11 protein-coding genes are annotated in these 12593 nt (G+C 69.6%); all 11 read left to right on the top strand.

The window, feature by feature from the left end; translation table 11 throughout:
- Positions 1-47 precede the first annotated feature (47 nt).
- Positions 48-1742: a dihydroxy-acid dehydratase gene (gene ilvD / locus ORG17_RS10935; protein WP_214525860.1), complete on the top strand. Its 1695-nt coding sequence runs from the start codon at positions 48-50 to the stop codon at positions 1740-1742.
- A 45-nt stretch (positions 1743-1787) separates the two neighbouring features.
- Entirely contained in the window at positions 1788-3611 is a 1824-nt protein-coding gene (locus tag ORG17_RS10930; protein WP_027466529.1) for an acetolactate synthase large subunit, read from the top strand.
- A complete protein-coding gene (gene ilvN, locus ORG17_RS10925) occupies positions 3608-4108 on the top strand; it encodes an acetolactate synthase small subunit (RefSeq protein ID WP_214525858.1) in 501 nt (166 codons plus the stop codon). The genes ORG17_RS10930 and ilvN overlap by 4 nt, the downstream gene beginning before the upstream one ends.
- A 71-nt stretch (positions 4109-4179) precedes the next feature.
- Positions 4180-5205: a ketol-acid reductoisomerase gene (ilvC, locus tag ORG17_RS10920; protein ID WP_027466530.1), complete on the top strand. Its 1026-nt coding sequence runs from the start codon at positions 4180-4182 to the stop codon at positions 5203-5205.
- Between the two features lie 209 nt (positions 5206-5414).
- Positions 5415-6605: a mannitol-1-phosphate 5-dehydrogenase gene (locus ORG17_RS10915; protein WP_111056057.1), complete on the top strand. Its 1191-nt coding sequence runs from the start codon at positions 5415-5417 to the stop codon at positions 6603-6605.
- A 59-nt stretch (positions 6606-6664) separates the two neighbouring features.
- Positions 6665-7129 carry a hypothetical protein gene (locus ORG17_RS10910; RefSeq protein ID WP_027466533.1) on the top strand — a complete coding sequence of 155 codons (465 nt, stop codon included), beginning with the start codon at positions 6665-6667 and terminating at the stop codon, positions 7127-7129.
- Positions 7130-7170: 41 nt separating this feature from the next.
- Positions 7171-7509 (top strand): hypothetical protein, encoded by a 339-nt coding sequence (locus ORG17_RS10905; RefSeq protein ID WP_027466534.1) that lies wholly within the window; start codon positions 7171-7173, stop codon positions 7507-7509.
- Between the two features lie 157 nt (positions 7510-7666).
- Entirely contained in the window at positions 7667-9256 is a 1590-nt protein-coding gene (serA, locus tag ORG17_RS10900) for a phosphoglycerate dehydrogenase (protein ID WP_027466535.1), read from the top strand.
- 13 nt (positions 9257-9269) lie between these two features.
- Entirely contained in the window at positions 9270-10343 is a 1074-nt protein-coding gene (locus ORG17_RS10895) for a 3-isopropylmalate dehydrogenase (RefSeq protein WP_214525856.1), read from the top strand.
- Between the two features lie 15 nt (positions 10344-10358).
- Positions 10359-11468, top strand: a complete 1110-nt coding sequence (locus tag ORG17_RS10890; RefSeq protein WP_214525854.1) for a branched-chain amino acid aminotransferase — start codon at positions 10359-10361, stop codon at positions 11466-11468.
- A 30-nt stretch (positions 11469-11498) separates the two neighbouring features.
- Complete coding sequence (locus tag ORG17_RS10885) at positions 11499-12269, top strand: fumarylacetoacetate hydrolase family protein (RefSeq protein ID WP_027466538.1); 771 nt, start codon at positions 11499-11501, stop codon at positions 12267-12269.
- The last annotated feature ends 324 nt before the right edge of the window (positions 12270-12593 follow it).

The following is a 12593-nucleotide window of genomic DNA, read 5'->3' as shown; positions in this document are numbered from 1 at the left end:
GCACGGGGGTGCACGGCTGGTATCCCAAAGCGTCCTAGACTCATCCCATGCCTGATATCGACGTCAAGCCGCGCAGCCGGGTCGTCACCGACGGGATCGAAGCAACCACCTCGCGTGGCATGCTGCGGGCCGTCGGTATGGGAGACGAGGACTGGGAGAAGCCGCAGATCGGCATCGCGTCCTCGTGGAACGAGATCACGCCGTGCAACCTCTCGCTCGACCGCCTCGCGCAGGGTGCGAAGGAGGGCGTGCACTCCGGTGGCGGCTACCCGCTCCAGTTCGGCACCATCTCCGTCTCGGACGGCATCTCGATGGGCCACGAGGGCATGCACTTCTCCCTCGTCTCGCGTGAGGTCATCGCGGACAGCGTCGAGACCGTCGTCAACGCCGAACGCCTCGACGGCACCGTCCTGCTCGCCGGCTGCGACAAGTCGCTGCCCGGCATGCTGATGGCCGCCGCGCGACTCGACCTGGCGAGCGTGTTCCTCTACGCGGGTTCGGTCATGCCGGGCTACGTGAAGCAGGCCGACGGCACGATGAGGGAAGTCACCATCATCGACTCCTTCGAGGGCGTCGGTGCCTGCAAGGCCGGCACCATGAGCGAGGAAGAGCTCAAGAAGATCGAGTGCGCCATCGTCCCGGGTGAAGGCGCCTGCGGTGGCATGTACACCGCCAACACGATGGCGAGCGTGGCCGAGGCACTCGGCATGTCGCTGCCGGGCTCCGCCGCCCCGCCGAGCGCCGACCGTCGCCGCGACTACTACGCGCACCGCTCGGGCGAGGCCGTGGTGAACATGCTCCGGCACGGCATCACCGCCCGCCAGATCCTCACCAAGGAAGCCTTCGAGAACGCGATCGCCGTCGCGATGGCCCTCGGCGGCTCGACGAACGTCATCCTGCACCTGCTCGCGATCGCCTACGAGGCCGAGGTCGAGCTGTCGCTGGACGACTTCAACCGCATCGGTTCGAAGGTCCCGCACCTGGCCGACATGAAGCCCTTCGGCAAGTACGTCATGGTCGACGTCGACCGCAACGGCGGCATCCCCGTGATCATGAAGGCGCTGCTCGACGCGGGCCTGCTGCACGGCGAGTGCATGACCGTGACGGGCAAGACCGTCGCCGAGAACCTGGCCGAGATCGACCCGCCGGCACTCGACGGCGAGGTCTTCCGCACGCTCGACAACCCGATCCACGCCACCGGTGGCCTGACCGTCCTGCAGGGCTCCTTCGCCCCCGAGGGCGCCGTGGTGAAGACCGCGGGCTTCGACGCCTCCGTCTTCGAGGGCCCCGCCCGCGTGTTCGACCGCGAACGTGCGGCGATGGACGCCCTGACCGAGGGCAGGATCGAGAAGGGCGACGTCGTCGTCATCCGCTACGAGGGCCCCAAGGGCGGCCCGGGCATGCGCGAGATGCTCGCCATCACCGCGGCCATCAAGGGCGCGGGCCTCGGCAAGGATGTACTACTCTTGACCGACGGTCGATTCTCAGGCGGCACAACCGGCCTGTGCATCGGCCACATCGCACCGGAAGCAGTGGACGCAGGTCCAGTCGCTTTCGTTCGTGATGGCGACCGCATCCGTGTCGACATCGCGGCTCGCTCGCTCGACCTACTGGTCGACCCGGCCGAGCTGGAGGCCCGCCGTGACGGCTGGGCCCCGCTGCCCCCGCGCTACACCCGCGGAGTCCTCGCGAAGTACGCCAAGCTCGTCAAGTCCGCCGCCCAGGGCGCGGTCACGGGCTAGCGTCCGACACCCGCACCACCGCCACCACTCAGGCAAGGACCACTCATGCCCACGGAAGCAACTCCGTTGTCCGCGGCCGCCGGTGCACGCCGGTCGCCGGAGATCCTGACCGGCTCGGGAGCCGTCCTCCGGACGCTCGAGCACCTCGGGATCACCGACGTCTTCGGCCTGCCGGGCGGCGCGATCATCCCGTTCTACGACGAGCTGATGGCGTCGACCACGATCCGCCACATCCTCGTCCGTCACGAGCAGGGCGCCGGCCACGCCGCCGAGGGCTACGCCTCGTCGTCCGGCAAGGTCGGGGTCGCCATCGCGACGTCCGGCCCCGGTGCGACGAACCTCGTCACGGCCATCGCCGACGCCTACATGGACTCGGTGCCGTTCATCGCGATCACCGGTCAGGTGTTCTCGACACTGATGGGCACCGACGCGTTCCAGGAAGCCGACATCGTCGGCATCACGATGCCCATCACGAAGCACTCGTTCCTGGTGACCGACCCGGCCGACGTGCCGGCGACCCTCGCCGCGGCGCACCTCATCGCGACGACCGGTCGGCCCGGTCCCGTGCTGGTGGACATCACGAAGGACGCCCAGCAGAAGTCGGCGCCGTACGTGTGGCCGCCCAAGATCGACCTGCCCGGTTACCGCCCGGTGACCAAGGCGCACGGCAAGCAGATCACCGCGGCCGCGCAGCTGCTGTCCGAGTCGAAGCGCCCGGTGCTCTACGTCGGCGGCGGGGTCATCCGCTCCCGCGCGACCGCCGAGCTGCTCCGCTTCGCCGAGGCGACCGGTGCGCCGGTCGTCACGACCCTGATGGCGCGCGGCGCGTTCCCGGACTCGCACCCGCAGCACCTCGGCATGCCCGGCATGCACGGCACGGTGCCCGCGGTGCTCGGCCTGCAGGACAGCGACCTCATCGTCGCCCTCGGTGCCCGCTTCGACGACCGCGTGACCGGCAAGGCCGACGAGTTCGCCCCGGACGCCAAGGTCGTGCACGTCGACATCGACCCGGCCGAGATCTCGAAGATCCGCTTCGCCGACGTCCCGATCGTCGGTGACGCCCGCGAGGTCCTGGTCGACCTGCTCGACGCCTGGGGCGGCATCGCCGTCGAGGACCGCGCGTCGACCGACGAGTGGTGGGCGAAGCTCCACCAGCTCAAGACCGACTTCCCGCTCGGGTACGCCGAGCCGACCGACGGACTCCTCGCGCCGCAGGGCATCATCAAGCGCATCGGTGAGCTCTCCGGTCCCGAGGCCGTCTACGCCTCCGGTGTCGGCCAGCACCAGATGTGGTCCGCGCAGTTCATCAAGTACGAGCGGCCCAACGCCTGGCTCAACTCCGGTGGAGCCGGCACGATGGGCTACTCGGTCCCCGCGGCGATGGGTGCGAAGGTCGCGCAGCCGGACCGCGTGGTCTGGGCGATCGACGGCGACGGCTGCTTCCAGATGACGAACCAGGAACTCGCGACCTGCGTCATCAACGACATCCCGATCAAGGTCGCGATCATCAACAACTCGTCGCTCGGCATGGTCCGGCAGTGGCAGACGCTGTTCTACGACGGCCGGCACTCCTTCACCGACCTCGAGACGGGGCACGCCTCGCGCCGCGTCCCGGACTTCGTGAAGCTGGCCGACGCCTACGGTGCCCTCGGCATCCGCGTCGAGAAGGCCGACGAGGTCGACGCCGCGATCGAGCTCGCCCTGGCGACCAACGACCGCCCGGTGGTGATCGACTTCGTCGTGAGCCGTGACTCGATGGTCTGGCCGATGGTCCCGCAGGGCGTCAGCAACTCCTCCATCGAGTACGCCCAGGCACTCGCGCCCACCTGGGACGACGAGGACGCCGACATGACGGGAGAAACCGCATGAGCCACGTCCTCTCCCTCCTCGTGGAGGACAAGCCCGGTCTGCTGACCCGTGTCGCCGGACTCTTCGCCCGGCGCGGGTTCAACATCGAGTCGCTCGCCGTCGGCAACACCGAGGTGGACGGCCTCAGCCGGATCACGGTCGTCGTCGACGTCGAGGACCTCCCGCTGGAACAGGTGACGAAGCAGCTCAACAAGCTGGTGAACGTCATCAAGATCGTCGAACTGGACTTCTCGCAGTCGGTCCAGCGCGAGCACATGCTCGTGAAGGTGCGCGTCGACAACCAGACGCGCTCGGCGGTGCTCGAAGCAGTGAACCTGTTCCGTGCCCAGGTCGTCGACGTGGCGACCGACTCCCTGATCGTCGAGGTGACCGGCGACCCCGGCAAGATCCAGGCGATCCTCCGCGTGCTCGAGCCGTACGGCGTCAAGGAGCTCGCCCGCGCGGGCCTCCTCGGCGTGGGCCGCGGACCGAAGAGCATCACCGACCGGGTGCGCTGAGCGCCCGTCACACCCTTCCCGGGCGCCGATGGTGCCCGGCACAGACCACAGAACCAAGGAGACACACCCTCGTGACTGACATCGTGTACGACGCCGACGCCGACCTGACGCTCATCCAGGGCAAGAAGGTCGCCGTCATCGGCTACGGCTCGCAGGGCCACGCCCACGCCCTCAACCTCCGTGACTCGGGTGTCGAGGTGAAGATCGGCCTGCAGGAGGGCTCGAAGAGCCGGCAGAAGGCCGAAGAGGCGGGCTTCGAGGTCCACACCCCGGGCGACGCCACCGCCTGGGCCGACGTCGTCGTCATCCTCGCGCCGGACCAGGTCCAGCGCATCGTCTACGCCGAGGACATCCGACCGAACCTCAAGCCGGGCGCGACGCTCGTCTTCGGCCACGGCTTCAACATCCGCTTCGGCTACATCGAGGCGCCCGAGGGCGTCGACGTGTCGCTCGTCGCGCCGAAGGGCCCGGGGCACACCGTCCGCCGCGAGTACGAGGCCGGCCGTGGCGTCCCCGTGATCGTCGCCGTCGAGGTCGACGCGTCCGGTTCCGCCTGGGACCTCGCGTGGTCGTACTCCAAGGCCATCGGTGGCCTCCGCTCCGGCGGCATCAAGACGACCTTCACCGAGGAGACCGAGACCGACCTGTTCGGCGAGCAGGCCGTCCTCTGCGGTGGCACCTCGCAGCTCATCCAGTACGGCTTCGAGACCCTGGTCGAGGCGGGCTACCAGCCGCAGATCGCCTACTTCGAGGTCCTGCACGAGCTCAAGCTCATCGTCGACCTCATCTGGGAGGGCGGCCTCACCAAGCAGCGCTGGTCGATCTCCGACACCGCCGAGTTCGGTGACTACGTCTCCGGCCCGCGCGTGATCTCGCCGGACGTCAAGGAGAACATGAAGGCGGTGCTCGCGGACATCCAGAACGGTGCCTTCGCGAAGCGCTTCATCGAGGACCAGGACGCCGGCGCTCCGGAGTTCAAGGCGCTCCGTGCCAAGGGCGAGGGCCACCCGATCGAGGCCACCGGCCGTGAGCTCCGCGCGCTCTTCGCGTGGAAGCAGAACGACGGCGACTACGTGGACGGCTCGGCCGCGCGGTAGTCTTCCGAGAACCACTCGACGACGAGGCGGCGGTGCACCTGCACCGCCGCCTCGCGATGTGACCCGAACGTTATGCAGCAGCTCTTCTCCAGCCCCGACGCCGCGGACCGGCGTCCCTCCGCCGTGCGCGCGGACGATTCCCGACACCCGTCGGCCGTGCTGCGCACCCGCGGTCAGGACCGCCCCGACCAGCATGGGATGATCGTTCGATGGCGGTGACGAAGCGAGCGGTCCACATCGGCGCCGGCAAGATCGGGCGTGGGTTCGTGGGCCAGTTCCTCGTGGCGAGCGGCTACGAGCTCACCTTCGTCGACGTCGACGAACGCGTGGTCTCGGCCCTGAACGAAGCCGGCCGGTTCGTGGTGCACGAGGTCGGCGAGATGCCGGTCGAGCACCTCGTCTACGGGTTCCGTGCGCTCAGCAGCAAGACCGACCGCGAGCGTGTGGTGCAGGCCATCGCCGAGGCCGACGTGGTGACCACCGCCGTGGGCGCACGCACGCTCCCGCTCGTCGCGCCGCTCATCGCCGAAGGGCTCGCGGCACGTCCGCTCGAGCGCGGTGACGTCACGATCGTGGCCTGCGAGAACGCGTTCAACGCGACCGACTCCCTGCACGCCAGCATCCGCCGCGCCCCCATCCTCGAAGACCGCGACATCGCCGCCGTCTTCGCGAACTGCGCGATCGACCGCATCGTCCCGGACCAGTCCGGTGTGCTCGGGCAGTCCGGCGGCCTCGACGTCGTGCTCGAACCGTTCTACGAGTGGGTCATCGAGCGCACCCCGTTCCTCGGCTCCGACGCCGAACCGCCGACGATCGAGGGCGTCACCTGGGTCGACGACCTGCAGCCGTTCGTCGAGCGCAAGCTCTACACGGTCAACACGGCGCACGCCACCGCCGCCTACCACGGCTACGTGCGGGGCATCCGGCTCATCCGCGAAGCACTCGAGGACGACGCCGTCCGCGCCGAGGTCGACGGGGTGCTCGCCGAGACCACCGCACTGCTGATCGCGAAGCACGGCTTCGACCCCGAGGACCACGCGCGCTACGTCGCCGCGAACCTCTCCCGCATCGCGAACCCGCACCTGCCGGACTCCACGGCACGCGTCGGCCGCAACCCGCTCCGCAAGCTCGGCCGTCGTGAACGCTTCGTCGGCCCGGCGTCACAGCTCGCCGAGCGCGGCCTGCCCGTCGAACACCTGCTCGGTGCGGTCCGCGCGGCGCTCGCGTTCGACGACGAGAACGACCCGGAGTCGATCGAGCTGCACGCACTCCTGCGCTCCGGGGCGACCGCGCACGCGCTCACCGAGATCCTCACGGGCCTGATGGAGAGCCACCCGCTCTTCCCGGCCGTCCGTGACGTCGTCGCCGAGGTCCTCGCGACGCAGCCGGCCGACGTCTGACGTCGACCTCCCGGCCGCCGCTGGTCTCCCCGGGTTCGTGTCCCTCGTAGAATCGGGGCATGACCACGGCAGCATCCCCACCAGACGGGTCGATCGACCCGGACGTGCCGAACGCCGTCGACACCGACGACGCCGCCCTCAGCTGGGGTGACGCGGACGACGCCACCCACGTCGACGCGGCGCACAACCCGGTGGCGGTGCGCGACCGCGGAGCCCGTGACCCCGAAGCACCCGAGACCTCCGGCGCGCTCGTCGGGTTCGGCGTCTTCGGGGGCCTCTACCTGCTCTACACGGTGGCCTGGCTCCTGACCGCCTCGACCGCGTACGTCTCCGGCGTCGACACCGTCCTCACGCTCTTCGTCGAGGTGCTCCGCTTCCTCGCGATCCTCGCGCCGGCACTCTGGTTCACGGTGGTGCTCTGGGCAGCGCGCAGCAGCCGCACCCGGACCCGCCTGCTCTGGATGCTCCTCGGCGCCGTCGTGCTCTTCCCCTGGCCGTTCCTCCTGACGCGGAGCTTCGGGTGACCGGGGCAGTGCCGGCGACGACCCGCCGGAACAGTGCCCCCGTGGTCGCGAAGATCGTGGTCTGGGTCGTGTTCGCGGCGCTGTTCGCCTACATGACGGTGCAGGCCGTCGGCAACCTGACGCAGATCAACCAGCGGGTGGACGCCTTCAACGCGTTCCTCCAGACGACCTCGGGTGGCGACTCGCTGCAGACCAGCACCCCGTGGCTGTGGCTCGTGCTCGACATCCTCATCGCGCCGGTCGCGTTCGTCGCGGCGATCGTCATCACCCGGCGCGCGAGCCTGCCCGTCACGATCGCGGTGTTCGTGGTCGCGTTCGCGGGTGCCGGCGCCCTCTGGCTCGACCTCCAGCTGTTCGTCCCGACGCTGCTGGACTTCTGACGCGACCCGCCCACGGCCAGGAGGCACGGTGCGGCCCCGCCCCGCGCCTCCCGGCCGTCGTGTGGTTCTCCACAGGACCGCTCCCGCGGTCGTAACCACCGGCCCGCGTCGATAGCATGGTGGGATACCAACCGTCTCGAGTGAGGAAACAGCTGCTGTGTCGAAGCCGGTCGTCCTGATCGCCGAAGAACTCTCGCCCGCAACGGTCGACGCCCTCGGGCCCGACTTCGAGATCCGGAACGTGGACGGCACCGACCGTCCGGCGCTCCTGGCGGCGCTGTCCGACGCGCACGCCGTCCTCGTGCGGTCCGCCACCAAGATCGACGCCGAGGCGATCGCCGCGGCACCGAGCCTCAAGGTCGTCGCCCGTGCCGGCGTCGGCCTCGACAACGTCGACATCAAGGCCGCGACGACCGCCGGCGTGATGGTGGTGAACGCCCCGACCTCGAACATCATCTCGGCGGCGGAGCTCACGGTCGGGCACATCCTGTCGCTCGCGCGGCACATCCCGGCCGCCCACGCCTCGCTGGCCGCCGGTGCGTGGAAGCGCTCGTCGTACACCGGTGTGGAGCTCTACGAGAAGACCGTCGGCATCATCGGCCTCGGCCGCATCGGCGCGCTCATCACCCAGCGGCTGCAGGCCTTCGGCGTGACGGTCATCGCGTACGACCCGTACGTCACCACGGCACGTGCGCAGCAGCTCGGGGTCGAGCTCGTCTCCCTCGACGACCTGCTGCGCCGAGCGGACTTCACCACGATCCACATGCCGAGGACGCCGGAGACCCTCGGCATGATCTCGGACGCCCAGTTCGCCCTGATGAAGCCGACCGCGTTCGTCGTGAACGTGGCCCGCGGCGGCCTGATCGACGAGGACGCCCTGCACCGTGCACTCACGGCGAACACCATCGCCGGCGCCGGCCTCGACGTCTTCGTCGCCGAGCCCCCGAAGGACTCGCCGCTCCTGGCGCTCCCGAACGTCGTCGTGACGCCGCACCTCGGTGCCTCCACCGACGAAGCGCAGGAGAAAGCAGGCGTCTCGGTCGCCAAGTCGGTCCGTCTCGCCCTCGGCGGCGAGCTCGTGCCCGACGCGGTGAACGTCGCCGGCGGGGTCATCGACCCGTACGTGCGCCCCGGCATCCCGCTCGTCGAGAAGCTCGGCCAGGTCTTCACCGCCCTGGCGACCTCGCCGGTCACGAGCATCGACGTCGAGGTGCACGGCGAGCTCGCCGAGTACGACGTCAGCGTGCTGAAGCTCGCGGCGCTCAAGGGCGTCTTCACCGACGTCGTGAGCGACCAGGTCTCGTACGTCAACGCCCCGCTCATCGCCGAGCAGCGCGGGGTCACCGTCCGCCTCATCACCGAGACCGACAGCCCCGAGTACCGCAACGTGCTGACGATCCGCGGTGCCCAGTCCGACGGCCCGGCGATCAGCGTGTCCGGCACGCTCACCGGCCCGAAGCAGGTCGAGAAGCTCGTCGAGATCAACGGGCACGACGTCGAGGTGCCGCTCGACCGGCACCACGTCGTCATGGAGTACACCGACCGACCGGGCATCGTCGCGGTCTACGGCAAGGAGTTCGGCCAGGCCGGCATCAACATCGCCGCGATGCAGATCTCGCGCGAAGCCGCCGGTGGCCAGGCGCTGAGCGTCCTGACGGTCGACTCGCCCGTGCCGGCCGAGATCCTCGAGCACGTCCGCTCGGCGATCGACGCGTCCTCGCTCCGCGAGATCGACATCACGCTCTAGGGGAGTGGCGGACATGAGCAGCGCGCAGACGATCCGACTCGCGGTCATCCGTGGTGACGGCATCGGCCCCGAGGTCGTCGACGAGGCCCTGAAGGTCCTGCACGCGGTCCTGCCGGACGACCTCGTGGTGCAGGAGACCCCGTTCTCCCTCGGCGCCGCACGGTACCTGGAGACCGGCGACATCCTGACCGACGACGACATGGCAGCGATCGCGCAGCACGACGCGATCCTGCTCGGAGCGGTCGGCGGTGACCCGCGTGACCCGCGGCTCGCCGGGGGCATCATCGAGCGCGGGCTGCTCCTCAAGCTCCGCTTCGCGTTCGACCACTACGTGAACCTCCGGCCGACGACGGTGCACCCGGCCGTCCCGACGCCGCTCGCCGAACCCGGCGATGTCGACTTCGTGGTCGTGCGCGAAGGCACCGAAGGGCCCTACGTCGGCAACGGCGGTGCCATCCGGACCGGTACCCCGCACGAGATCGCGACCGAGGTCTCGTTGAACACCGCCTTCGGTGTCGAGCGGGTCGTGCGGTACGCCTTCGCGCTGGCGGACCGACGCCCGCGTCGCCACCTGACCCTCGTGCACAAGAGCAACGTCCTGGTGCACGCCGGGGCCCTCTGGCAGCGCACCGTCGCGGCCGTCGGCGCCGAGTACCCGGACGTCACGGTCGACTACCAGCACGTGGACGCGGTCACCATCCACATGGTGCGCGACCCCGCACGGTTCGACGTCATCGTCACCGACAACCTGTTCGGCGACATCATCACCGACCTGGCCGGCGCGATCAGCGGCGGCATCGGTCTGGCGGCCTCGGGCAACATCAACCCGGACGGCACCTTCCCCAGCATGTTCGAGCCGGTCCACGGTTCCGCGCCGGACATCGCAGGTCAGCAGCTGGCCGACCCCACCGCCGCGATCCGTTCCGTCGCCCTGTTGCTCGACCACATCGGTCGCGGTGACCTGGCGGCCGCGGTGACGGCTGCGGTGGAGTCCGACCTCGCCGACCGGGGCACCACGCCGCGTCGCACGGCCGAGATCGGCGACGCGATCGCCGCCGCGGCCACGGCACGCACCACCACCGCCTGAGAAGGAGTCCTCCCCATGAGCACCGACAACGCCTTCGGACTCGAGTTCGCCAGCACCCCGTCCGCCGACCGTCGCGCGGCCGCCGAGCGCGAGCAGATCCTGGCCGACCCGGGCTTCGGCAAGCACTTCACCGACCACATGGCGACGGTCGAGTGGACGCTCGACGACGGCTGGCACAGCGCGTCGATCCACCCGTACGGGCCGCTGTCCCTGGACCCGAGCGCGAGTGTCCTGCACTACGCCCAGGAGATCTTCGAGGGGCTCAAGGCCTACCGGCACGCGGACGGCTCGGTGTGGTCGTTCCGACCGGACGCCAACGCCCGGCGGTTCCAGCGGTCCGCCCGACGGCTCGCGCTCCCGGAGCTCCCGGTCGAGGCGTTCGTCGAGTCGATCCGGCAGCTCGTGCAGACCGACGTCGACTGGGTTCCCTCGGCGCCCGAGACCAGCCTGTACCTGCGGCCGTTCATGATCGCGACGGAGTCGTTCCTCGGGGTCCGGGCGGCACAGGCCGTCGCGTACCACTGCATCGCGAGCCCGGCCGGAGCGTACTTCACCTCGGGCCCGAAGCCGGTGTCGATCTGGCTGTCGACGCAGTACGCCCGTGCCGGCAAGGGCGGGACCGGCGCGGCGAAGACCGGTGGCAACTACGCCTCGTCGCTGTTGCCCCAGCAAGAGGCCTACGAGCACGGCTGCCAGCAGGTGATGTTCCTCGACTCGGTGGAGGGCAAGTACCTCGAAGAGCTCGGCGGCATGAACGTCGTCCTGGTCACGTCCGACGGCACCCTCGTCACGCCCGACTCCGACTCGATCCTCGAAGGGATCACGCGTGACTCGATCCTGCAGCTGGCCGAGGACCGCGGCCTGACCGTCGAGAAGCGCCGGGTGACCCTCGACGAGTGGCGTGACGGCGTCGCCGACGGCTCGATCACCGAGGCCTTCGCATGCGGCACCGCCGCCGTGGTGACCCCGATCGCCGAACTCCGGGGCGACGGCTTCACGATCGGTTCGCCGACCGTCGGGGCGGGGGAGCTCACGATGTCCCTGCGCGACGAGCTCACCGACATCCAGTACGGCCGTCGTCCCGACCCGCACGGGTGGATGACCAAGCTGACCGACGCGTCCTGATCGACCGGCGGGCGTGGGTAGGGTCGAACGGTGAAGATCGCACGGTTCAGCAGCAAGGGTGAAGACCCCCGGTACGGCATCCTCGACGAGCGCGCTCTGGTGGTGCTCGCGGGAGACCCGATGTACCAGGGGTTCGAGACCACGGGGGAGCGCGTGGCACTCGCCGACGCCAAGCTCCTCGCGCCCGTCATCCCGCGCTCGAAGGTCATCGGCGTCGGGCTCAACTACTCGGAGCACGCTTCGGAGATGGACGAGCGCGCCGGCGACGACCCGGTGGTGTTCCTCAAGCCGAACACCTCGGTGATCGGTCCGGACGAACCCATCCGCCTCCCCGCCGACATCGGACGCGTCGACCACGAGGGCGAACTCGCCATCGTGATCGGCTCGCTCGCGAAGAACGTCCGGCGTGAGGACTTCGCGAGCGTCATCCTCGGCTACACGATCGCCAACGACGTGACCGCCCGTGACCTGCAGGCGCGCGACGGTCAGTGGACCCGGGCGAAGGGGTTCGACACCTTCTGCCCGCTCGGCCCCGTGATCGAGACCGAGATCGACCCGTCGGACATCCGCATCGAGACCCGCGTCGACGGTGACCTCCGGCAGGCGGCTTCGACGAACGAGATGGTGCACGACATCCCGTCGCTCGTCGAGTTCGTGTCCTCGATCTGGACCCTGTTGCCCGGTGACGTCATCCTGACCGGGACCCCGGCGGGTGTCGGACAGATCCGCGACGGCGAGATCGTCGAGGTCACCATCTCCGGCATCGGTTCGCTCAAGAACCCCGTCATCGCCCGGCACTGACAGCGCTGCCGAACGGCCCGTTCCCCCAGGTGGGGAGCGGGCCGTTCGTCGTTCTCGGGGCAGTGCCCAGCCGCGGCGCAGATGGCGACACGCCCGGGATGTGGCCCGGCTTGGCGCTGCCGTTCACCTCTGCGTAAAGTAATCACTCGTTGCCGCTGAGGCGGAGAACGGAACGGCCGAGACGATCACCGGGTTGAACACCTGGAGATGCAGTCCGGACGGGGTCCCACTCAGGCAACCAACTCCTCGGAACCACGACCTCTGGTTGTGCGCCCAGGATGTTGTACAAGACGAATGCCTCTCTGCGGAACCTGTGATGGGTCG

Origin of the sequence: Curtobacterium flaccumfaciens pv. betae (genome assembly GCF_026241855.1) — a bacterium.
In the GTDB taxonomy this organism is placed as follows: domain Bacteria; phylum Actinomycetota; class Actinomycetes; order Actinomycetales; family Microbacteriaceae; genus Curtobacterium; species Curtobacterium flaccumfaciens.
This window is presented reverse-complemented; position numbering and strand designations above follow the sequence as displayed.